Source organism: Niveispirillum sp. CC-CTL257 (genome assembly GCF_059489915.1).
Genome location: NZ_JCAJXE010000001.1, coordinates 1,892,784 through 1,916,470, shown reverse-complemented (window position 1 = coordinate 1,916,470; position 23,687 = coordinate 1,892,784). Strand labels below are relative to the sequence as shown.

15 protein-coding genes are annotated in these 23,687 nt (G+C 65.0%); 10 read left to right on the top strand and 5 right to left on the bottom strand.

The window, feature by feature from the left end; translation table 11 throughout:
- The first annotated feature begins 214 nt into the window (after positions 1-214).
- Positions 215-1,693, top strand: a complete 1,479-nt coding sequence (locus ABC729_RS08985) for an AMP-binding protein (RefSeq protein WP_495607285.1) — start codon at positions 215-217, stop codon at positions 1,691-1,693.
- Positions 1,694-1,719: 26 nt separating this feature from the next.
- Here the strand turns inward: ABC729_RS08985 and ABC729_RS08980 are convergent, their stop codons facing one another.
- Complete coding sequence (locus tag ABC729_RS08980; RefSeq protein WP_495607284.1) at positions 1,720-2,403, bottom strand: TetR/AcrR family transcriptional regulator; 684 nt, start codon at positions 2,401-2,403, stop codon at positions 1,720-1,722.
- Between the two features lie 209 nt (positions 2,404-2,612).
- Between ABC729_RS08980 and ABC729_RS08975 the strand changes: the two genes are divergently transcribed.
- The 3 genes from ABC729_RS08975 (at position 2,613) to ABC729_RS08965 (ending at position 8,302) form a co-directional block, all read left to right on the top strand.
- Entirely contained in the window at positions 2,613-5,249 is a 2,637-nt protein-coding gene (locus tag ABC729_RS08975; RefSeq protein WP_495607283.1) for a TonB-dependent receptor plug domain-containing protein, read from the top strand.
- A 93-nt stretch (positions 5,250-5,342) separates the two neighbouring features.
- Positions 5,343-6,668, top strand: a complete 1,326-nt coding sequence (locus tag ABC729_RS08970) for a spinster family MFS transporter (RefSeq protein WP_495607282.1) — start codon at positions 5,343-5,345, stop codon at positions 6,666-6,668.
- Positions 6,665-8,302: a carboxylesterase/lipase family protein gene (locus ABC729_RS08965; RefSeq protein WP_495607281.1), complete on the top strand. Its 1,638-nt coding sequence runs from the start codon at positions 6,665-6,667 to the stop codon at positions 8,300-8,302. The genes ABC729_RS08970 and ABC729_RS08965 overlap by 4 nt, the downstream gene beginning before the upstream one ends.
- A 13-nt stretch (positions 8,303-8,315) precedes the next feature.
- Here the strand turns inward: ABC729_RS08965 and ABC729_RS08960 are convergent, their stop codons facing one another.
- Both ABC729_RS08960 and ABC729_RS08955 read right to left on the bottom strand, forming a co-directional pair.
- A complete protein-coding gene (locus tag ABC729_RS08960; protein ID WP_495607280.1) occupies positions 8,316-9,560 on the bottom strand; it encodes a TetR/AcrR family transcriptional regulator in 1,245 nt (414 codons plus the stop codon).
- A gap of 77 nt (positions 9,561-9,637) precedes the next feature.
- Positions 9,638-11,446 (bottom strand): acyl-CoA dehydrogenase, encoded by a 1,809-nt coding sequence (locus tag ABC729_RS08955; RefSeq protein WP_495607279.1) that lies wholly within the window; start codon positions 11,444-11,446, stop codon positions 9,638-9,640.
- Positions 11,447-11,665: 219 nt separating this feature from the next.
- On the opposite strand from ABC729_RS08955, the gene ABC729_RS08950 reads away from it, so the two are divergent.
- From ABC729_RS08950 to ABC729_RS08925, 6 genes are all read left to right on the top strand, one after another.
- Positions 11,666-13,915: a TonB-dependent receptor gene (locus ABC729_RS08950; RefSeq protein ID WP_495607278.1), complete on the top strand. Its 2,250-nt coding sequence runs from the start codon at positions 11,666-11,668 to the stop codon at positions 13,913-13,915.
- Positions 13,916-13,929: 14 nt separating this feature from the next.
- Positions 13,930-15,549: a carboxylesterase/lipase family protein gene (locus tag ABC729_RS08945; RefSeq protein ID WP_495607277.1), complete on the top strand. Its 1,620-nt coding sequence runs from the start codon at positions 13,930-13,932 to the stop codon at positions 15,547-15,549.
- Positions 15,550-15,621: 72 nt separating this feature from the next.
- A complete protein-coding gene (locus tag ABC729_RS08940) occupies positions 15,622-16,329 on the top strand; it encodes a TetR/AcrR family transcriptional regulator (protein ID WP_495607276.1) in 708 nt (235 codons plus the stop codon).
- A 25-nt stretch (positions 16,330-16,354) separates the two neighbouring features.
- A complete protein-coding gene (locus ABC729_RS08935; RefSeq protein ID WP_495607275.1) occupies positions 16,355-17,956 on the top strand; it encodes an AMP-binding protein in 1,602 nt (533 codons plus the stop codon).
- A 37-nt stretch (positions 17,957-17,993) separates the two neighbouring features.
- A complete protein-coding gene (locus ABC729_RS08930) occupies positions 17,994-19,295 on the top strand; it encodes a glycoside hydrolase family 1 protein (protein WP_495607274.1) in 1,302 nt (433 codons plus the stop codon).
- A 53-nt stretch (positions 19,296-19,348) separates the two neighbouring features.
- On the top strand, positions 19,349-20,668 hold the full coding sequence (locus ABC729_RS08925) for an MFS transporter (RefSeq protein ID WP_495607273.1): 1,320 nt from the start codon (positions 19,349-19,351) through the stop codon (positions 20,666-20,668).
- Between the two features lie 40 nt (positions 20,669-20,708).
- On the opposite strand, the gene ABC729_RS08920 is transcribed toward ABC729_RS08925, so the two are convergent.
- Together ABC729_RS08920 and ABC729_RS08915 are read right to left on the bottom strand one after the other, a co-directional pair.
- Positions 20,709-22,355 (bottom strand): tannase/feruloyl esterase family alpha/beta hydrolase, encoded by a 1,647-nt coding sequence (locus ABC729_RS08920; protein ID WP_495607272.1) that lies wholly within the window; start codon positions 22,353-22,355, stop codon positions 20,709-20,711.
- Between the two features lie 2 nt (positions 22,356-22,357).
- Positions 22,358-23,680 carry an MFS transporter gene (locus ABC729_RS08915; protein WP_495607271.1) on the bottom strand — a complete coding sequence of 441 codons (1,323 nt, stop codon included), beginning with the start codon at positions 23,678-23,680 and terminating at the stop codon, positions 22,358-22,360.
- Positions 23,681-23,687: the final 7 nt, after the last annotated feature.

Sequence of the window (23,687 nt, the reverse complement as noted above, 5' to 3'; positions counted from 1 at the left end):
ACTGACCAAGCCGGGCGCCCTCATGGCACAGACCCGGCATCAACGTGCCGAGAAATGTGCGCTTACCACCATCAAGCAACTTCGTCGATTCCGCTTTTAATTCATTCACTGCTAAGTTAATGAAATGGGGCGCAGTGCCCGGCGACAAGGTCGCAACCGTCCCAGGAAGGCGGGGAGGTACCAGCGGGAGAGGTCTCATTCAGGGGTTGCCTTCATGTCGAACGACGTCGTCGCTTTCAGTTCCATCCTGGCCTACCACGCGCGTCGCGCGCCGGGACGGGCCGCCCTGATCGTGGATGAATGCCCGGTCAGCTTTGATGAATTGGACGCCCTGACCAACCGTCGTGCGCGGCTGCTGGCGGCGCGCGGGGTCGGTTGCGGCGATTTCGTGACGGTCGCACTGCCCAACGGGCTGGAGTTCTACGAAACCATCTTCGCCATCTGGAAGCTGGGAGCCATTCCCAACATCGTGGCTTCCAAACTGCCGCGACGGGAGATGGAGGCGATCCTGGATATTGTCCGCCCGCGCCTGTTCGTGGGCACGCCGCCCAATGCCGATACGCCGGTGCTGGCGCCTGAGGCGGGGGAGATCGAGCGCTATTCGACGGCGTCGCTGCCTGAGATCGTCTCCCCGCACTGGAAAGCCATGACCAGCGGCGGCTCCACAGGGCGGCCCAAGGTGATCGTGGATGCCATGCCGGCGCGCTGGGACACGCAGGACGGATTCCTGGGGCAGCGGCCGGGAGAGGTGATGCTCAATCCCGGCCCGCTATACCATAATGCCCCGTTCCATTGCATTTTCCTGGGGCTGGCGACCGGCAACAGCATTGTCGAGATGGGCAGGTTCGACGCGCTGCGCACCCTGCAGCTGATCGACCGGTACAAGGTGAACTGGGTCACGCTGGTGCCGACCATGATGCACCGCATCTGGCAACTGGGACCGGAGGTGCTGTCATCGGTCACGCTGCCCAGCCTGCGCATGATGCTGCACATGGCGGCACCCTGCGCGCCCTGGCTGAAGGAGGCATGGATCGACTGGCTGGGCGGGGAGCGGGTGCATGAATATTACGGGTCGACCGAGGGCATCGGCTCAACCATGATTTCGGGCACCGACTGGCTGGCCCATCGTGGGTCGGTGGGGCGGGTGCGGGACGGCTACGCGCTGAGGATTCTGGATGGCGAGGGCCGCCCCTGCCCGACGGGGGAGGTGGGCGAGGTCTATTTCCGGCCCGATGGCGGGGTGGGGTCCACCTATCATTATCTGGGCAGTGCCGCCAAACGCCTGGGCGAGTGGGAATCCATGGGCGACCTGGGCAGCCTGGATGCGGACGGGTATCTGTATTTGTCAGACCGCCGCAACGACCTGATCATCTCCGGCGGGGCCAATATCTATCCGGCGGAGGTTGAGGCGGCCATCGATGAGCATCCATCGGTCAGGACCAGCGCCGTGATCGGCCTGCCCGATGAGGAATGGGGCGCGCGGGTACATGCCATCGTCCAGCCCATGGCCGGCATGAAACTGGACGAGGCCGACATCCAGGCCTTCGTCGCCGAACGACTGGCCCGGTACAAACTGCCCAAGAGCGTGGAGTTTACCAGCGAGCCGCTGCGCGATGAGGCGGGGAAGGTGCGGCGTGTGGCGCTGCGCGAGGCGCGGCTGGGTAAAGGGACAAAGCCGGCCGCCCCGGTGTGACAGGGGCGGCCCATGGCGGGGACGGGTCAGGATTTGCGGCGCTTGTACAAAGCCTCGAACCCGCCCGCGATGAAGGTCACGAAGCGGTCGCGGGCCGCCTCATAATCCTCTGACGAGCAAAGATTACCCGACAGACGGTCGATGCGGCCCGTGCGCGACAGGATCAGCGTGTAAGCGCCCGACGTGAACTGGAAGCACCAGAATAAATCTTCCATGGGCGCGTCGGGCAGGGCCTTTTGCAGGATGCTGATCAGGCGCAGGACCAGGGGGTCGAAATAGGTGTCCATCGCTTCGGCGCCATAGCCCGGCGCGTTATTCACCTGCGCGAAGATGCGGCCGAAATTCCGCCAGCCGTCGCCGCCATTGATATAGATGTCGAACGCCCCTTCATAGAAGGCGCGCAAGGCCCCCTCCACGGTCGGGTGATCCCCGGCCTTCGCCTCATATTCGTCCAGCGCCGCAGTACGGGTGACGACGGCATATTGCACGCGGCGTTCGAAAACGGCGTCGAACAAAGCTTTCTTGCCGTCGAAATAATAATGAATCAAGGCGGGATGGATGCCCATCTTGTCCGCGACATCCTTGATCGTGACCCCGAAATAACCGAGCTGCGAGAACAGATCCTCGCTGGTGTCCAGGATGGTCTTCAAGGTTGCCGCCCGCTGTTCCGCGCGCGTGCGGCGACCCGCTGGTTTCTGCTCTGCTGCCATACATACGGCCTTTCTGTCGGTACACGTCCGGGCAAGACGCGACGCACCTGAACTTTCAACGCAGACGATGGGCGCGGGACCCGTGTCCGGTCAAGCAATCCCGACAAGGTGCATAATTTTTATTTACTACTAAATGAATGAACTTGACGCATCCGAGGGTCCAGGCTATCGCTTGACGAAAGCCATAACCAAATAAGGGAGGAGTAAGCATGTCAGGGGCCATGAACGCCGCGCGGCAAATCGCGCTTTTTGGCACATCCGCAGCCGTCATCGCGTTGCTGGCGACCGGCCCGGCATCGGCGCAGGGCACGGGTGCGGCCGCAGCATCAGCCGGGGCGTCCGACACCATCCTGGAAGAGATCATCGTCACTGGGTCGAGAATCCGGGGCGTGCCGCCCACCGGGTCCAACCTGATCAGCGTTTCGCGCCAGGATATCGAGGCGGTCGGTGCGCCGACCACGCCCGACCTTCTGGCCAGCGTGCCGCAGCTGAACAGCTTCAACACGGCCCCGCGCGCCAGCAGCGCCGGTTTCGGGCCGTTCGCGCCGGGCCTGCGCGCCCTGCCGTCCAGTGCCACACTGGTCATGATGAATGGCCGCCGTCTGGTTGGGGCCGCCGCCAATGACACCAACCCCGATTATCCGCATCTGCCGGGTCTGGCCATCGAGCGGGTGGAAGTGGTGGCCGATGGCGCATCCTCCGTCTATGGCTCCGACGCCATTGCCGGCGTGGTGAATTTCGTGACCCGCCAGCGTTTTTCCGGGGCCGAGGTCGATGTCCGCCATGGCGTGGGTGATGATTTCCATTCCACCTATGCCAGCACCCTGGTCGGGGAGGATTGGGGCAGCGGATCGCTGCTGGCCGCGTATCAGTTCACGCAGAATGACAATATCAAAGGGTCGGATCGCGATTACCGCGTGCTGGATTTCCGCCCCTATGGCGGTGTCGATACCCGCCTGACCAATTGCCCGAACCCCAATGTCCTGATCCCGCAGACCGGGGCCGTCACCTATGCAGCACCGGGTTTCGCGCCCAATACCACCAATTACTGCGACAATGGCGCGTCGGTCGATCTCTACCCCCGCACCCGCATGCATAGCGGCTTCGTGTCGGGCCGCCAGGAGCTGGGTGAGCATGTCACCCTGTGGGGCGATGTTCTCTATTCCGACCGCAAAGACAAGATCCAGGCGGCCCCATCCATCCAGGCCCTGACCATCCGCAACACCAACCCGTTCTTTGTGGCCCCGCCGGGCACCAATGCCACGCAGGAGACGGTGCTGTTCCGCACCGACAATCTGTACGGGTCGGACCATGTGATCAATGAAGACCGGGCCAAGGTGGGCAATTCCTCGCTTGGTCTTGATGTCTCGCTGCCGCATGACCTCAATCTCAGCGCCTATGGCACGTTCGGCTGGACCACCAACAAAGCCTTCATCCCCGATGTGAACCCCTATGCGCTGGCCGCGGCCGCTGCCGGGACCACGACGGCCACGGCGCTGGACCCGTTCGGCACCCGCACGGCCCCGTCGGTGGTTGCCGCCACCACCGATTATTCCACCAGCGTCACCGTCAAGCAGCGCACCTCCCTGGGGGCCGTGAAGATCGACGGGCCGCTGTTCGACATGCCGGGTGGCGAGCTGAAATTCGCGGCAGGGGCCGAGTATCGGCGGGAGACGTTTGAACAGGCGGGCTTTGTCGGCGTCTTCCCCGTGCCGGAGGATCTGGGCCGCAATATCTATTCCGTCTTCGGCGAAATCTACGCGCCCATCGTGGGGGCCGATAATGAAGCGCCGCTGCTGCACCGGCTGTCGCTGTCGCTGTCGGGCCGGTATGACCATTACAGCGATTTCGGTTCGACCAAGAACCCCAAGATCGGTTTCAACTGGGACCCGGTAGCGGGCGTGACCGTGCGCGGCACCTATGGACGGTCGTTCCGGGCACCGGGCATGCGGCAGGTCGGGGCCACGGTGGGTGCCTATTACCTGGATGCTGCATCGGCGGCGGTGGCCGCCCGCGACCCGACGCGCGGCAATAATCAGGTCAACACCATCTATTTCCGGGGCGGCAACCGCAACCTGCAGCCGGAAAAGGCCCGGACCTATTCCTTCGGCGTCGACTGGCTGCCCAGTTTCCTGCCGGAAGTGCGGGCCAGCGCCACCTTCTATGATATCCGCTTCACCGATGCCATCGGGGTGCCGGCGGCGGCCCTGATGTTCGCCGATCCGACGCTGGCCTCCATCGTCTATCGCAACCCGACGCCGGCGCAGCTGGCCAGCCTGCTGGCGCAGGCCACACCCGTCAACCTGCCCACGCCTTTGCCGCAGATCGGCAATCTGCTGGATCAGCGTTTGGGCAATTTCGGCATCCGGGAGACCAATGGTCTGGATTTCGATATCGGGTGGAAGCACAACACGGAATTCGGCGCGGTGTTCGCGGGTCTGGCCGGCAATTACATCCTGAATTTCGACACGCAGCTGTCGCCGGGGGCGGCGGTGTCGGACAGTCTGAAACTGGGTCTGGCAAAGGCGACGGCGCGCGCCTCGCTGGGTGCGGTGGCGGGTCCCGTCAGCGTCATCGGTTTTGTCAATTACCGCACGGGTGTGGAGAGCACCTACAGCACGCCGACGGGGCTTGGCACCTATAAGGCTGATCCCTATACGACGGTCGATCTGCGCGTCAGTTGGACCCTGCCGGACAGCGGCATGATTTCGGGCACGCAGCTGTCCCTGCAGGTCAATGACCTGTTCGACAAGAAGCCGCCCTTCTTCCCCGCTACGGACGGGATCGGCGGCAATTACAATCCCATCGGCCGGTTCGTGGCGCTCAATCTGCGCAAGGCGTTCTGATTAAATCTTGGGCATCCGACCGAAGCTGTCATTCATGATAGCTTCGGTCACCCATGACACGCCTTTCCCCGCAGCAACCAAGAGCGCCCCGCCATGCAAGATGCGTCCCCGTCCCAGCCTGTGCCCAGCACCATGCCCAAGCCGCCGGATGCGCGGGCCTGGTACGTGCTGGGTGCGTTGTGCTTCGTTTATGTGCTGAATTTCCTGGACCGGCAGTTGCTGTCCATCCTGGCCAAGCCGATCCAGGATGACCTGGGCGTCACCGATGGGCAGCTGGGCCTGATCAGCGGTCTTTATTTCGCGATGTTCTATTGCACCATCTCCATCCCCGTGGCGTGGCTGGCCGACCGCACCAACCGGGTGAAGGTGCTGTCCATCGCCTGCGCCCTGTGGAGTGCGGCGACGGTGGCCTGTGGCCTGTCATCGACCTATCCGCAGCTGGTGCTGGCGCGCATGTCGGTGGGCGTGGGCGAGGCGGGGGGCGTTCCCCCCTCCTACGCCATCATCACCGATTATTTCCCGCCGGGGCGGCGGGGGATGGCGCTGGGCCTGTTCAATCTGGGGCCGCCGCTGGGTCAGGCGCTGGGCGTAGCCTTCGGCGCATCCATCGCCGCCGCCTATAGCTGGCGTAGCGCCTTTATCGTGCTGGGCGTGTTCGGTATCGGGGCGGCTCTCGTCGTCTGGACGACGATCCGGGAACCCAAGCGCGGCGGGCTGGACCTGCCGGCGGCGGGCACGCCATCGGTCGCAGCGCCGGCCAAGGCCGGCTTCTGGGAAACCGTGACCATGTTCTTTGGCCGGCGCACGCTGCTGGTCCTGTCGCTGGCCGGTGGGGCGACGCAGTTCGTGACCTATGCGGTCATGAATTTCACGGTCCTGTTCCTGATGCGGGAAAAGGGCATGACCCTTCAGGAAGTGGCGCTTTATTACGCGCTGGTGATCGGCATCGGCATCTCACTGGGCATGGTCGTGTCGGGCCGTCTGGTCGACCGGTTCAGCGCCCGGTCCAAGCAGGCCTATGCCCTGATCCCGGCGGTGGGGCTGGCGGGGTCGGTGCCGTTCTTCATCGGCTTCGTCTGGGCACCGGGATGGGAACTGGCGCTGCTGTTCCTGGTCGGGCCGACCTTTCTCAACTACTTCTTCCTGTCGCCGGCCGTCACGCTGGTGCAGGAGGAGGTGAAGCCGCATCAGCGCGTGATGTCGGGCGCGCTGCTGCTGCTGGTCATGAATTTGATCGGGTTGGGGCTTGGTCCCACCTATCTGGGGGCCGCCAGCGATTATTTCCGGGCCACCAACCCCGACAATTCCCTGCAACTCGCCTTCTACACGCTGACGCCCTTCTATTTCCTGGCCATCGCGCTCTACCTGCTGCTGGCCCGGATGCTGAAGGCGGAGGCGGGGCGGACTGGAGGTCAATGATGCGTCTTCTTCTTCAGCTTGGCGCCTGCGCCGCCGCCGGCCTTCTGGCCTTTGCCGCCATGGCGCAGACGCATCCACGGGTGCAGGCCCCGGCGGGAACCCTGGAAGGCCGCGCGGCCGGCGACCTGACGGTTTTCAACGGCATCCCCTATGCCAAACCGCCGGTCGGTCCCCTACGCTGGAAAGCGCCGGAACCGCTGCCGCCCTGGCAGGGGGTGCGCGATGCGGGGTCGCCGGGTCTGGCCTGCGTGCAGCCGACCGTCACGGCCATCAGCGTCTATACCAACCCGCCGCCGGCATCGGGGGAGGACTGCCTGACCCTGAACATCACCGTGCCGAAGGGGGCGAAGAAAGCGCCGGTCCTGATCTGGATCCATGGCGGCACCTTGCTGAATGGCCGGGGCTTTGGCGCGATGTATGATGGCAGCGCCATGGCGGCGCGCGGCGTGATGGTCGTGTCGATCAATTACCGGCTGGGCGTGCTGGGCTATATGGCGCATCCGGGGCTGAGTGCCGAGAATCCAGACGGAATTTCCGGCAATTACGGATTGCTGGACCAGATTGCCGCGTTGCGCTGGGTTCGTGAGAATATCGCGGCGTTTGGCGGCGACCCGGACAATGTCACCATTTCGGGGGAATCCGCCGGGGCGCTGTCGGTCATGTATCTGATGACCTCTCCGCTGGCCAAGGGGTTGTTCGCCAAAGCCATCATGCAGAGCGGATACATGATCTCCGGCCCTGAACTGAAAAAGCCCAACCATGGGGAATTCGCCGCGGAGGCCATTGGCGCCTATATGATGGCCCAGGCCGGGGTCAATGACGTGGCGGCGATGCGGGCGGCGGATGCGCAAACGCTGGTCGATGTGGGGGCTAGGCTCAACTATTTCCCGCTGGGCACCGTGGATGGCAAGGTCCTGACGGGGCAGATGGTTGATGTGCTGGACCGGGGGGAACAGGCGCCCGTGCCGGTGCTGGCCGGGTTCAATGGCGGTGAGATCCGCACATTGCGCCATCTGCTGCCGCCGAAGCCCGCCGATGCCAAGGCCTATGAGACGGCGATTGCCGAGAAATATGGCGACCTGACGGAGCTGTTCCTGCGGCTTTACCCCTCCGACAATCTGGAGGAGAGCATGCTGGCCGTGTCGCGCGACGCGCTTTATGCCTGGACGGCGGAACGGCTGGTGCGCAGCCAGACGGCGAAGGGGCAGGACAGCTATTATTACCTGTTCGACCATGCCTATCCGGCCACAGCGGAGAAGGGGCTGAACGCCTTTCATGCGGCGGAAATCCCCTATGTCTTCGGCACCATGAGCCGCACGCCGCAATATTGGCCCAAGGCCCCGGATACAGAGGCCGAACGCGCCCTGTCCGCCGCCATGACCGATTACTGGGCCAGCTTCGCCAAAACCGGCAAGCCGGTGGCGACGGGGCAGCCGGACTGGCCCGCCTATGGACGCGAGGAAGGCTATATGGCCTTCATCGACGCGCCGCAGCCGGGGCAGCGCCTGATGCCGGGCATGTTCACGCTGCACGAGACGGCCATGTGCCGGCGGCGGGCGGCGGGGACCATGCAATGGAACTGGAATGCGGGCCTCATCTCCCCCGTCCTGCCGGCGAAGGGCAAAGATTGCTGAGGTAGGAAAGCGGTTAGCGGGGGCAGAGCCAGAAGTCTCCGCGCGCCAGCGATGTCAGGTCGCTGGCGAATTCCCGGCGCACATTCTCCATCGCGTCCAGGCCGGCACCGGTGGAGAGGTGGCGGATCAGCTTGCCGATGAAGATACATTGCGGCAGCAGCGCCTCCAGCGGGCGCAGGGGGCTGCCGGCATTGGCCATCACCTGCTGCCAGCCCCGCATCTGGTCGGCGATGCTGCTCCAGACCATGGGGCGCAGTTCGGGGCGGCGCGATGCCTCCAGCCAGACCGTGAAATTCGCCAGATTCTGGTCGGCGAAGGCCGTCACCTCGCGCAGGAAGACGACGGCGGTGCGGTCGATCAGCCGTTCCAGATCCTGTGGCCCGCTATCCATGGCGGCGGCGAGGCGGTAACGCTGTTTCGATTGTTCGAACAGCTGCGCCTGGGTCGCGGCCAGCAGATGATCGACGGTGGGGAAGTGATAGGCGGGGCCGGCGGGGGCCAGACCGGCCTGAAGGGCGACGTTGCGGTAGCTGACGGCGGCGCTGCCGTCGCGGGTCAGGATGGTGATGGCGGCGTCGATGATGCGGCCGCGCGTTTCCGCCGATTTGCGCCCCAGGTTGGGCGGGGTGGGGCGCGGTGCGGCAGCGGGTGGGGCCCAGGCGTTGGGGTCGGCGCCGTGCAGCAGGACAGCGGCCAGCTGTTCCTCCGTCAGGCCCAGGGCCAGGACCGCCAGCAGCAGGCCGATCATCGCGTCGATGGCGGACCGGGCCGTGCCGCGCGGGTCGGCTGCGCCCGTTGTGCGGGCGATCTCCTCCCAGATGACCGGCAGGTCCGCGAACCATTGCCGGGCCAGGGTCAGGCTTTCGCCATGACGCGGCGCGTCCAGCACGATCTCTGTCCAGCAGGTGGAACCGGTGCGGTCGCGGCCCACGGCGTTGGCCAGCAGGCGCACCACATAGGCGCGCACCGAGCCATTATGCCCCGAACGGGCCGCACGGCGGAACGCGTCGGCATAGCCCCGCAGGATGCGATCGGAGGCGGCGGCCACCATGTCGAACTTGCTGTCGAAATAATAGGTGGTGGCGGCCAGCGAGACGCCCGCCTGCTGTGCCACCAGCCGGTGCGTCAGGCCGGCGATGCCGTGGCTTTCCATCAGCGTGATGATGGCTTCCACCATGAGGGCGCGGCGCTGCTGTGAGCGTTCCTGCTTCTCTCCCCGGCGGCGCGCGGGCGGCGTGGCTGCGTCCTGATCGCTCATGGTGCCCGGATGCGGTGGATGTTGGCGGCAAACCTACCGCCGGGGGCCGCCATGCGGCAAGCCCCCCGGCAGTGGGATCAGCATCCCAGGAATTGCGCCGGGGTCATGTCCAGACAGGTGCGGTCCAGCCGTTCCACCAGACCCAGCAGGGGCAGGGTGCGGGGCAGTTCGTAGCGGAAGAAATAGCGGCAGGCGGCGATCTTGCCCTGATAGAAATCGGCGTCGGGGCCGGAAGGTGCGCCGTCGCGGGCCAGGGCATGGCTGGCCGCCACCGCTTGGCGCAGCCATAACCAGGCGACCACGATCTGTCCGAACGCGTCCAGATAGAGCGTGGCGTTCGCCATGGCGCGGTCAGCGTCGGTACAGGCCAGGGCAGCGCGGGTCGCCCGGCCCAGATGGGCCAGCGCCGTGTGCAGGGCATCTACCTCCGCCCCGAAATTGCCATCGGCCTCCGCCGCGTCCTGGGTGTGGCCGATTTCCAGGACCAGCAGGTCCATCGCCCAGCCATCGGCCATCCGCACCTTGCGGCCCAGCAGGTCCAGGCCGTGGATGGCCTGTGTGCCCTCATGGATGGCGTTCAGGCGGTTGTCGCGGTAATGACGCTCCACAGGGAAGTCGCGCGTGTAGCCATAGCCGCCCAGGACCTGGATGGACAGCTTGTTCGCCTCCAGACAATGTTCGGCGGGCCAGGACTTGGCGATGGGCGTCAGCAGCTCCAGCAGCAGCGACAGGTCTCGCCGCCGCCCCTCATCGGCCGTGGCGGCGATGCGGTCAACCAGCAGGGTGCAGTAGCAGGACAGGGCCAGCCCGCCCTCCACCGCCGCCTTCTGCGCCAGCAGCATGCGGCGCACATCCGCATGCTCGATGATGGAAATCTGCGGCGTCGTCGCGTCCTTGTTGCGCAAGGAGCGGCCCTGCGGCCGGGTGCGGGCATAGTCCAGGGCGCAGAGATATCCGGCCAGGGCCGACATCACGGAATTGGCGCCCACGCCGATCCGCGCCTCGTTCATCATATGGAACATGCAGGCCAGACCCTGGTGCGCCTCACCCAGCAGATAGCCCAGGCAATCGCCGCCTTCGCCGAAATTCAGCAGGCAGTTGGTGGTTCCGCGCTGCCCCATCTTATGGTTCAGGCCGGCGAGCGCGATATTGTTGAAGGGGCCTTGCGTGCCATCGGAGTTCAGCCGGTATTTCGGCACGATGAACAGCGACAGGCCCTTGACGCCCGGCGGCCCGTCGGGACGGCGCGCCAGCACCATATGGACGATGTTTTCCGTCAGGTTGTGATCGCCGCCGGAGATCCACATCTTGGTGCCCGTGATGCGGTGCAGACCCCCGTCCAGCGGTTCGGCGCGGGTGCGGATATCGGACAGGGACGACCCGGCCTGCGGCTCCGACAGGCACATGGTACCGAACCAGCGGCCCGCCAGCATGGGTGGAAGGTACAGCGATTTCTGTTCATCCGTACCAAAAGCGGCCAGCATGTTGGCGGCGGCCACGGTCAGCAGCTGATAATTGGCGATGCCGATATTGGCGGCGGCCAGGATGCCGTTGATCAGCATCGTCACCGTCATGGGCAGGCGCAAGCCCCCGACATCAGGTTCGAAGCCCGCCGAGAACAGGCCGGCATCGGCGCAGGCCGTCAGGGCACGGCGCACGCGCGGATCGACCCGCACGGTCCCGTCGCTGAAATCCGGTTCATGGGCGTCCAGATCGGCGGCGCAGGGCAGAAATTGTTCCTCCGCGATGGCCTGCGTGGTGTCCAGGACGGCATCGATATCGGCGCGGTCATAGGCAGCGAAAGGCGGGGCCGCCAGCACGGTGCCGAAGTCCAGAACCTCATAAAGCAGGAAGTCGAGGTTTCGGCGGTGGACGATCGGGGACATGAGCCAATCCTGTCAGCTTCTGGCGGGCATGAGGGGATTATCGGCAGCCAGGCATCCGGGTCAAGGATTTTTGATTGATCGTACCAGTTATGCGGAGGGGCTGAAAAATAATACTGACTTGCGTGTCAGTCAGTATTGACGACCCCCGGATGGTATGAGAACGTCAGTCCATTCGCGCAAAAGCGTCGCCAAAGACGCAGCCGAAACAGGGAGGACAAATTGAGAAATCTAGCTTGTGCCGCGTCGGCAACGGCGCTGCTGGCGGCTGCGTCCGCTGCTGTTGCCCAGACCCCGTCCAATGAGGGTGTGGTGCTGGAAGAGATTGTGGTGACGGCAACCCGCCGTGTTGAGCGGTTACAGGATGTACCGTTGTCCATCACCGCCTTCACCCAGGCCGAACTGACCCAGAAGGGCATTGTCGGCGTCGAGGGCATCGCCAAGGAAACGCCGGGTGTCGTGCTGGATAGCCGCAGCAGCAACAATCTGAGCGTCACGACGCGCGGCATCTCGGTCAATGGCTATGATGCCGGGCTGCAAAGCACGACCACCATCTATCTGAACGATCTGCCGCTGACCACCATCGGCAATTCGGTGACGCTGGACCCGACCCTGTTCGATGTGGAGCGGGTGGAATTCCTGCGCGGCCCGCAGGGGACGCTGTTCGGGTCGGGTTCGCTGTCGGGCGCGTTGCGCATCCTGACCAAGAGCCCCGATCTGAGCCAGACCGACAAGGCGCTGTCGGTGGATGCGGGCTATACCCCGGCGTCCAACGGACTGCGCCAGCGGTATAACGGCATGGTGAATGTGCCGCTGGTGGAGGACAAGCTGGGCCTGCGCGTCGTCGGCTTCTACCGGCACGAGGACGGGTATATCGAGAATACCGGCACGGGCAAGAAGAACGCCAACACGCTGGAAAGTGCCGGCGGGCGCGCCATGCTGATGTGGCAGCCGTCAGACCGGCTGAGCGTGAAGCTGATGGCGCTGTATGAGGACAGCCAGCCCAAGGATGCCTCCCTGGTCACGCCGTCGCTGGGCAAGCGCAAGCGCTACACGACCATGCCCGACCTCTATACCTCCAAGACCCAGCAATATAATGCGACGCTGGATTATGATTTCGACTGGGCGCACCTGACCAGTTCCACCAGCTATGGCCACCAGAAGGGGCATTTCGACGTCGATCTATCGGGCACCTTCGCCCTTGCCATCCCCTATGACCTGTTCAATACCGGCATCTGGAAGACCCTGGTGCAGGAAACGCGGCTGGTTTCGGAAAGCGGTGGGCGGTTTGAATGGACGGTCGGCGGCTATTACCTGGATCGTCAACAGTATCTGGACGCCCGCCAGGCGTCGCGGCCTAACTTCCTGGCCACGCGTGGCATTACCGGCGCGATGCCGGATGGTACGTTCTATGCCAATGAGACGGATGCCAGCTCCTATGAGTTGGCGGGTTTCGGGGAACTGACCTTCCATATCACTGACAAGCTGTCGGCGACCGGTGGCCTGCGCTATGGCAAGTACAAGACGACGGTCGATGTGCTGTCGGGCTTCAATTCGGCTTATTTCACCTATGCGCTGGGCGGTATCCGGGGGCCGCTGACCCTGGTGCCCACAGCACCGGTGACCCGCGATTATCCGTCGGCGGAGAAATCGTCCTGGAAGGCCAGCCTGTCCTATGAGCCATCGCGCAACATGACGCTCTATACGACGGTGTCTACCGGGTATCGCACGCCCGTCTATAATGTCCGCGCCGGCAGTGTCAGTACCATCAACCCCACCGATCTGGTCATCCCGCCGGGCGCCAGTTCCGACGATCTGACCAATTACGAGGCGGGGATCAAGGGCACGTGGCTGGATGGCAAGCTGACGGCCAATCTCGCCGCCTATTATATCGACTGGTCGAACCTGCAGGTACAGGCCAACCGGGTGTCGGACAGCGTGCAGTTCGCCACCAATATCGGTCAGGCCGTCAGCAAGGGTCTGGAAGCGGAAGTCACGCTCCGGCCCACGCGCGGCCTGACCCTGGGCCTGAACGCCTCGTTGAACGATGCCAAGGTGACGAAGCTGTCCACGCAGGAGGCACAGATTTCGGGTGCGGTTGATGGATCACGGCTGGCATCGCCGCATCTGCAGGGATCGTTCTTCGGCACCTACAGCTATACGGTCTTCAATGACAAGCCGGCCTTCACCAGCTTCCAGATCCAGCATGTCGGTTCATTCCCGGTCGGGTTCCCCAACACGCCGGGCAAGCCGACAGTGCCGCGTCCGACCTATGCCAGCACCGACGCCTATACGCTGCTGAACCTGCAGGCGGGTGTCACCTTCGATGATCTGACGGTCACGCTCTATGGCGAGAACCTGACCAACCGCAATGCCGTCACCTATGTCCACCCGGAGGCCTTCGTCTATAGCCGCCATGCCGTCACCCGGCCGCTGACGGTCGGTATCCGGCTGGGGTACAATCTGTGGTAAGGGCATTGCGCGGCATGCGCCGGTGGCTGGCCTTCGCCAGCCTGTGCGCAGGGTTGGTCGCGGGGCAGCCGGCCCTGGCCAACGCCGACCCGCAGGTGCGTATCGGCAATGGCGTGTTGCAGGGTGTGTCCGGCGACGGGGTGCTGTCCTTCAAGGGCATCCCCTATGCCGAGCCGCCGACGGGCACACAGCGCTGGCGTCCGCCGGTACCGGCGCGCCCGTGGCAGGGCGTGCGCGAGGCGAAGAATTTCGGCCCCTCCTGCCTGCAGCCGCCGCCCGTGCCGACCAGTCTCTATTATGGCGGCATGGCCCCGATGGCCGAGGATTGCCTGAGCCTGAATGTCTGGGCACCAGCGGGGGCCAAGGGCCTGCCCGTCATGGTCTGGATCCATGGTGGGGCGCTGGTGGGGGGCAGCAGTTCAGAGCCGCTTTATGATGGGACAAGGATCGCGCAGAAGGGCGTAATCGTGGTGTCCATCAATTACCGGCTGGGGCTGCTGGGCTTCCTGGCGCATCCGGCACTGAGTGCTGAACAGCCGGATCAGTTGTCCGGCAATTACGGGCTGTTGGACCAGATCGAGGCGTTGCGCTGGGTCCGCGACAATATCGCGTCGTTCGGCGGCGATCCGGCCAGGGTGACCATCGCCGGGGAATCCGCCGGGGGCCTGTCGGCCATCGCCCTGATGGCCAGCCCGAAAGCGAACGGTCTGTTCCGCGCCGCCATCGTGCAGAGCGGCTATATGCCCAGCTACCGCGCCTTGCGTGACGAGACGCTGGGTCTGCCGTCGGCGGAGGCGATGGGGGCGGCGCTGGGCAAGATGGCGGGGATCAGCGATGCGGCGTCGCTGCGCGCCGCCGATCTGGTGACCCTGTTCAAGGCGGGGCTGGCGACAGGATGGGCACCGGAGCCGGTGATCGATGGTTCGGTCCTGACCAGGCAGCTGGCCGATACGTTTGCCAAGGGGGAGCAGGCCAAGGTCGCCGTCCTGGCCGGCTTCAATGAGGGCGAAATCCGGTCGCTGCCTTTCCTGGTGCCGAAGAATATTCCCGCCACCAAGGCGGAATATCAGGCGGATATCCGTGCCCGGTTCGGCGGCGGAGCGGCGGCCTATCTGGCGCTCTATCCCGGTGACGATCCGAAGGAGGATGCCGCCGCCTCCATCCGTGACGGGCTTTATGGCTGGGCCGCACAGAATATCGTGCGCCAGCAGGCAGCGGCGGGGCAGCCGGCCTATCTCTATTATTTCCGGCACAGCACGCCGGCGCAGAGGGAACGCAAGCTCGCGGCCTTCCACGCCAGCGAACTGCCCTACATGTTCGGGCAGGTGGGGCCGGATGCGGCGCTGGGCCCGAACTGGCCCAAGCCGCCGCCGGGCGAGGAAGAGGCCCGGCTGTCGGCGGCGATGATGGGGTACTGGCTGTCCTTCGTCCGTGACGGCGTTCCGCAGGCCGGGGGCGAGGTGGCGTGGCCCCGCTATCGGCCGGGCGAGGCGGGGTATCTGGAAATTGGCGAGCGTCCGGCGGTGGGGCGCGGGCTTCTGGCCGGGCCGTTCGCCCATGCCGACGCGCTGGTCGAAAGCCGGCGGCAGCAGGGGCGTGCCTGGCGGCTCGACATCGGGTTCTCGGCATTTTAACCGTACTGGGAAAGAGCCGGGCGGCAGGGACGTCGCCCGGCGGAAGCCCCCAGGTCGGAAGTTGGGAGTATCATGAGCGACGTTGAACAACCTGCCCGTGGCAAGAACCACAAGGCCCGCGTCCGTGAAGCGTCCATCGAGCGCATCCTGGACGCGGCCGAGCAGCTTTTCGCCGAGTTCGGCTATCACGGGTTCACGCTGAAGGATGTGGCGGCGCGGGTGGGTGTCAGCTCCACCCTGATCCATTATCATTTCAGCGGCAAGGACAGCATCTGTGAGGCGGTTTGGGCCCGCAAGGCCCCGATTTCCGCCCGCAACCGTCTGGAATCCATGCGCCGCTATGCCGAGGAAGTGGGCGACAAGATCACGGTGGAAGGGGCGCTGGCCGCCTGGATCGATGCCGACCTGAATGTGCAGATCGAGGAGACGGAGCAATGGCGCGCCTTTGGCAAGATCGCGGCCCAGGCCAACAGTGCCGCCGGTTGGGGCGCCGAGAAGATGACCAAATATTTCAACCCGGTCGTTCTGGCCCTGATCGACCTGTTGAAGAAAGCCATGCCCGATTGTGACGAGGAAACGATCTTCTGGGGCTATCATTTCGTGTCCGGGGCGATGACGCACAATATGGCCCGCACGGGCCGTCTGGACGAACTGTCCCACGGGCTCTGTTCCTCCAACGATTTTGTCTCCATCCGCCGGCACATGGCGAAATTCATGGCGGCCGGGTTCGAGGCCATCTGCCGGGAAGAAGCCGCCCGGAAGCGAAAAATATCCCCTTAGAAATGTGCGGGAGCACAGCAATAAGATGAGCAATCCCTTGCCCGCCGGCGCCATGCAGCCCTATGCGCTGACGCTGGACCGTTTCATCGATCATGCGGCCCGGTGGCATGGCGCCACCGAGGTCGTGACGGCCGGTGGCGGCGGGGTCACCAGCCGGATCGGCTATGCGGCTCTGCGCGACCGCGCCCGGCGCCTGTCCGGGGCGTTGCAGGCGCTGGGCCTGAAGACGGGTGACAATCTGGGCCTGCTGGCCTGGAACAGTCAGGCGCATATGGAATGCTGGTACGGGGCGGTGGGGGTGGGCCTCGTCTGTCACACGCTGAACCCCCGGCTGTCGCCGACGCATCTGGCCGGGATGATCCGGCAGGCGGGCAACCGCGTGCTGGCGGTCAGCCCCGACCTGATCGAACTGGCCCGGTCGCTGGTCGCACTCTGCCCCGGTCTGGCACATGTCATCATACTGGACGAACCGGGGTGCGATGAGGCGTTGCCGGATTGCGGGGGCGCCAAGGTCTGGGCCTATGGCGATCTTCTGGCCGCCCTTGGCCTTGATGTCGGCTGGCGCGGGGTGGGGGAGGATGCGCCGGCGGGGCTGTGTTTTACGTCGGGGACCACCGGTGCGCCCAAGGGCGTCACCTATACGCACCGGTCCAATTACCTGCATACGGTGCATCAGCTGCAGGCCGATGCCTGCGGGCTGACGTCACGCGATTGCGTGCTGGTGGCGGTACCGATGTTCCATGCCAATGGCTGGGGCTTTCCGTTTTCCGGGCCGGCGGCGGGGGCCAAGCTGGTGCTGCCGGGGCGGCACCAGGACGGGGCCAGCCTTGCCGCCCTGATCAACCGGGAGGGGGTGACGGTGGCGGCGGGGGTGGCGACGGTCTGGCTGGGGCTGGCCGATCATCTGGACCGCACGGGCGGGGAGGTGCCGACCTTGCGCCGGATCATGGTGGGCGGGGCCGCCATGCCGCAGGCCCTGATGGAACGGCTGGAGCGCCGGCTGGGGGTGGCGATCCAGACCAGCTGGGGCATGACGGAGCTGTCGCCCCTGGGCACGGCGGCCCCGCCGGGGGCTTTGGTGCGCAAGGCAGCGCAGTCGGGGCGGCCGACGCTGGGCGTCGATCTGCTGCTGACCGATGCGGACGGCGTGGCGCTGCCTGAACAGCGGGGACGGGAAGGGCGGCTGCGCGTGCGCGGTGCCGCCGTTGTCCAGCGCTATTTCGGGCAGGAGATGGTTGCCGTGGATGAGGATGGCTGGTTCGATACGGGCGATCTGGCCCAGATTGATGATGATGGCAATGTCACCATCACGGGGCGTGCCAAGGACCTGATCAAATCGGGCGGGGAATGGATCAATCCCGGCGAGATCGAGGCCATTGTGGGGGCGCTGCCGGAAGTGGCGCAGGTCGCCGTGGTGGGCCGCGCCGATCCGAAATGGGGGGAGCGCCCGATCCTGGTGGTGGAACCCTGCAAGGGGGTGGAAATCGCGGATGAGGCGCTGCTGGGCGCGTTGCGCCCGCGCGTTCCGTCCTGGTGGCTGCCCGATGCGGTGGTGCGGGTGGCGGCCATGCCGGTGGCAGCGACCGGCAAGATCGACAAGACAAGGCTACGCGCCGAGCACGGCTGAGTTCACGTCCAGTACCATAAAAGTCAGGGAGGATGGGATGATCACGACACGCCGCCATGTGCTGGCGGGAATGACGGCGGCTGCCCTGGCAGGGGTCGTGCCGGCCCGCGCCGTACCGCGCCGGATGATACCCGGAGGTTTCCTCTGGGGTTCCGCCATTTCCGCGCATCAGAGCGAGGGCAATAACAGGCATTCCGACAGCTGGCTTCTCGAACATCTGCCGGAAACGGTTTACAAGGAGTCGTCGGGCAGCGCCTGCGACAGCTATAACCGCTATGCCCAGGATTTCGCGATCGCCCGCGACATCGGCCTGAACTGCTACCGGTTCGGGATCGAATGGGCGAGAATTGAACCGGATCAGGGGCGGTTCGATCAGGCGGCGCTTGACCATTATGTCCGGGTGCTGGCGTCGTGCCGGGAGCATGGATTGCTGCCCATCGTCACCTATAACCATTTCACGGTGCCGCTCTGGTTCGCCAGCCGGGGCGGGTGGGAGGCGGCGGACAGTTCCGACCTGTTCGCCCGGTTCTGTGAGCGCGCAACCCTTGCGTTGGGCGACCAGATCGGCATGGCATCGCCCTTCAACGAGGCCAATATCCATCTGCTGGTGAAGGTGTTCCGCATGGCTGCGACGCCCGAACACCGCGCCAGGCGGTCGGCCATGATCGCGGCAGCGGGGCGGGCCACGGGATCGCCGAACTTCTCCTCCATCCTGTTCGCGGAACCGGATCGGGTGGAGCCGAACCTGCTGGCCGCCCACGCCAAGGCCTATCAGGCGATCAAGGCGGGGCCCGGCGACTTCCCCGTGGGCGTCACCCTGACCACGCAGGCGGTGGAGGCGGTGGGCGAGGACAGCATCGCGGCACAGGTGGAGGCGACGCTTTACGGCGGCTGGTGGGACGCCGTGAACAGCAGCGATTTCGTGGGCGTCCAGGCCTATACCCGCATCCGGGTCGATGCCAGGGGACCGATGGCGGCCCCGGCGGGGGTGGAGATGACGGCGGCGGGGTACGAATATTACCCCAAGGCCCTGGGGTCGGTGATCCGGCTGGCCCATGCCAAGACGCGCAAGCCCATCCATGTCACGGAAAGCGGCATCGCCACGGATGATGATACGCGCCGCGTCGCGTGGTTGAATGAATGCGTGGCCGAAGTGGAACAGTGCTTACGCGAACGCGTCGATGTGCGCAGCTATATCTACTGGTCGCTGCTGGACAATTTCGAATGGACGCAAGGGTACGGGCAGCATTTCGGGCTGGTGTCCGTCGACCGCGAGACATTCGCACGCACACCCAAGCCCAGCGCCCGGCATTTCGCCGGCATCATCAAGGGCAGTTGACAGGAAGGCCAGCGCACGGGCGCTGCTGACCGCGCGCTGAACGGGGACGGAACATGACAGCGACAACACGGGTACGGTCCACCACCAAGGTCGCGGCGACCGCCGGGGCCGCCGCTTCCATCGAATGGTATGATTTCTTCATCTATGGTACGGCGGCGGCCCTGGTCTTTCCGGCACAGTTCTTTCCCGCCGACATGCCGCCCCTGGTGGCGCAGATCGCGGCCTTCAGCACCTTCGCCGTCGGCTTCATCGTGCGGCCCCTGGGCGGCATCCTGTTCGGGCATCTGGGCGATATGTTCGGGCGCAAGCGGGCCCTGTCCATCGCCCTGCTGATCATGGGTATCGCCACCACCGGCATCGGGCTTCTGCCCAACTATGCCCAGGCGGGGGTGTTCGCGCCGCTGGCCCTGGTGCTGCTGCGCTTTGCCCAGGGGCTGGCGGTCGGCGGGCAATGGGGCGGGGCGGCATTGATGGCCATCGAAAGCGCGCCCGCCAACCGGCGCGGCTATTACGGCAGTTTCGTGCAAATCGGGGTGCCGGTCGGGCTGGTCCTGGCCAATAGTGTCTTCCTGCTGGTCAGCGAGGCGGTTTCGCCGGAGACATTCCAGTCCTGGGGATGGCGCGTGCCGTTCCTGCTGTCGGTGGTGCTGGTCCTGATCGGCACCTATGTGCAGCGGCATCTGGAGGAGCCGGAGGAGTTCGGCAAGACGGTGCCGGCAGCGGCGGCGGACAAGCCGCGCGAACTGCCGCTGACCAGGGTGCTGCGCGATCATATGCCCGATGTGCTGCTGGCCGGCGGGGCGTTCGTCGCCAACAATACCTGCTTCTACATGGCCATCACCTATATCGTCGCCTATGGCACGGCCACTCTGGGCATCGCGCAGGAGACCATGCTGCTGGCGGTGATGTCGGCCAGCGCCATGATGCTGCCGGTGCTGGTGGTGTTCGGCGGCCTGTCGGACCGGTATGGGCGGCGCGGCATCTTCATGATCGGCGCGGTGTTGAGCGGGCTGTGGGCCTTCGCCATGTTCCCGCTGGTGGAGACGGCGTCCACGCCCCTGATCATCCTGGCCATCGCCGTGGAGATGCTGTTCATCAGCATGATGTACGGGCCGCAGGCGGCCCTGTTCGCGGAGCTGTTCCCCGTCGATGTCCGCTATTCCGGGGCGTCGCTGGGCTATCAGGTTGGGTCGGTGGTGGGGGGCGGTTTCGCGCCGATCATCGCCACGGCCCTTTACGCCCATTACCAGTCGACCTTGTCGATCTCGCTTTACCTTTGCGCCATGTGTGCGGTTTCCTTCTTCAGTGTCATGGCGTTGGGCCACCGCGCCCGGCATATGCAGGGCGCGGTCGGAGTTAGGGGCAGTCACTGATTGGAGATACGCTGACTGTTCCAATCAGGGTGAACTGACGTTACGGCGCGGAACAGGCAAAACTATCGGCGGAAGCGGCTGAGCCACCGCCGTCATGCCGGGCTTGCTGCGGGTAGGCGCACAGTTTGCGTTGGAAGGTGATCGTCTTGGCGTTGTCAGTGCCATATTTCGTCGCGATCACCTGCGCGGGGGCGGGGCCTCCGTTGGTCCATGCGATCAGGGCGGCGAACAGGTCGTGGTTTGGGTCGGAAACGGGGGGAAGCGGCATGCCGCCCGCAGCCGAATTGAACGCATCGGGACCGGTGCCGCCGGCACAATGCATCAGTCCGGGTGCCATGAACAGGCGTGCCACCTCTTCCGTCTGCGCCCGCCCGCCCAGTTCCGCCATCTGCCGCTCGTAGAACGCCACCGACTGGGCCGGGGGCACCAGCGTATCGGCCGTACCGTGATAAATGATGAGCTTGCCGCCACGTGCCTTGAATGCCTGAAGGCTGCCCCGTGTCGCATCATTGACGATGTCGCCAAGGGCGGCATCGACCTTTGGCATGTCGCGGTCCAGGTCAAAGCTGCGCCAATCCCATTCAGCACCGAAAACCCATTTGAACAGGCTGCTGAAGGGTGGCTGTCCTTTCAACGCGCTTTGCAGAAAGGACCAGCCGTATTTGCCCGGTGCCTCACTGCCCGGCAGCCAGCCGAAGAAGGCGGGGCGGCCGTCCCCCATGGTCGGGCCATTATAGAATGCCTGGGCGGTTGCGACCTCTGCCGGGGTCAGGCATTGGTCGCTATCCGCGCCCTGGCAACTCAGTTCCGCAGGGTCGAAGCGGCAGGACAGGGGATCGGTGATGAAATCCTCCTCCTCCTGCCCGTGCCCGCGCGCATTGCAGCGCGCGATGGCGGCCCTGTTCAGAAGCTTCAGCTTGGCCTCCGATAGCAGGCTGTCCGGCGTGCGATGGGCGGCGGTATAGTTCCATAGGACCGCCGCATGCCCCCATGTCCTGTTGATGACGGGGGCGCCAACCAGAATGCCGTCATAGTCTTCGGGATAATAAAGGGCCTCAATCAGGCCTTGCTGCCCCCCGGTCGAACAGCCGGTATAATAGGACCGCTCCACCCCCCGTCCATAGAAGGCGGCGGCAATGCCCTTGCCGGTCACCGTCATCACATGGGTAGAAAGCCGGCCCCAATCCCGCCATTTGCGGGGCTGCCCGATCAACGGGTCACCGTCCAGCGGCGTGGCGGGGGCTGTGCCCGTGTCGGTGGTTGCCACGGCATGACCACGCCGCAGCCCGCGGACCATGCCGCCATAGCCGCTTTGCAGCAATCCGGCGAACCCGCCATTGCCGTTCCCATGAAAGACGCCATTCCATTCGACCGGTAGCCACAGTTCGATACCGATGTCGGACCCCGGCGCCGACCGGACATGGGCGACGACCCGGCAGAAAGCCGGAAGGTCGGAAGCGCCGGGAATATCGGGTGCCGCCGCCCCTTGGGCCACCATTGTGGCGCTGGTGATGGTCGTATCCTGCCGGCGCAGCCAGACCAGCGCCTCGCAACGCGCTGCATCGGCCGACGGCGCATTGGCGGCAGACTGCGCCATGGCGGGGGAGGGCAGGCCGAGCGTGACGGCGGCGATGGCGGCCGCAACCGGCACCAGCACCCGGCGGTGTAGAGAGGTGATGAGTTCCATTATCACGAACCTTTCCCAACCAAGGACGCATTGACATGCCGGGTCAACAGACAGGTACAGATCAGCGACAGGAAGCATACGCCGAACAGGAAGATCGAAATGGGCAGCGAGGAGGCATATTCGGCGAACAGGGCCGTTGCGATGATCGGCGCAAAGCCGCCACCGATGACCGCCCCCAACTGATATCCAAGCGACGCACCGGAATAGCGCACGGCCACGGGGAAAAGCTCTGCGAACAGGGCGGCCTGCGGGCCGTACATGATACTGATGAAGACCAGTTCCACGGTCAAAGCGGCCAGGATCGCCGGGTAAGAAAGTGTTTCCAGCAACGGAAAGAAGGCGAAGGACCAAAGGCCCGTCAGCGCAAGCCCGATCATGAACAGTCTTGACCTTCCCACCCGATCCGACAGGGCCCCGAAGAACAGCAGGCTGGGCACCATCACCACACTGGCCGCCACCACACAGGCCAGCATGGCGCTCCGGGACAGATGCAGGACCGTGTCGCCATAGGAAACGGCATAGGTTATGGCCGCATAGAAACAGGTGTTCGACGCGATGAAGGCGCCACCGGCCAGCAGGATTTTCAGCGGATGCCGGGTCAGAACCTGAAGGATCGGGGATTTCCGGTGTTCCTTTGGGGTGTCCTCCTGCGACCGGGCCGCCTGTTCGAATTCCACCGACTCTTCCAGCCGCGTCTGTATATAGATGCCGATGAAGACCAGGGCGAAACTCAGGACGAAGGGCACCCGCCAACCCCAGGACTGGAACGCATCCGGGGACAGGGTGGTGATCATGATGAAGAAGACGATATTGGAAAGCACCACACCCAGCGGCACGCCCATCTGAACGAAACTGCCAAAATAGCCGCTCTTGCCTTTGGGGGCGCTTTCGATGGCCAGCAGGGCCGCACCCCCCCATTGTCCGCCAACGGCCACCCCCTGGATCAGCCGCAGAATGATCAACAGCAGCGGACTGAATATGCCGGCGGTCGTGTAGGTGGGCAGGAAGCCGATTGCCGTGGTGGCAAGGCCCATGGTCAGCAGGGCGACGAGAAGCGCCTTCTTGCGGCCGAACAGATCGCCGAAATGACCGAACACGATGCCGCCGAACGGCCGGGCGATGAAGCCCACGGCGAAGGTGCTGAACGCCGCTAACTGGGCAACCAGCGGCGGCAGGTCCGCCGGGAAGAAGATTTTCGGGAACACCAGGGCCGCTGCCGTCCCATAAACGAAGAAATCATACCATTCGATTGTCGCACCGGCCCCGGCCGTCACCGCGACCTTGAAGATGGAAGAGCCGTCCTTGTCCGATGCCGAACCCGTCATATGTTCC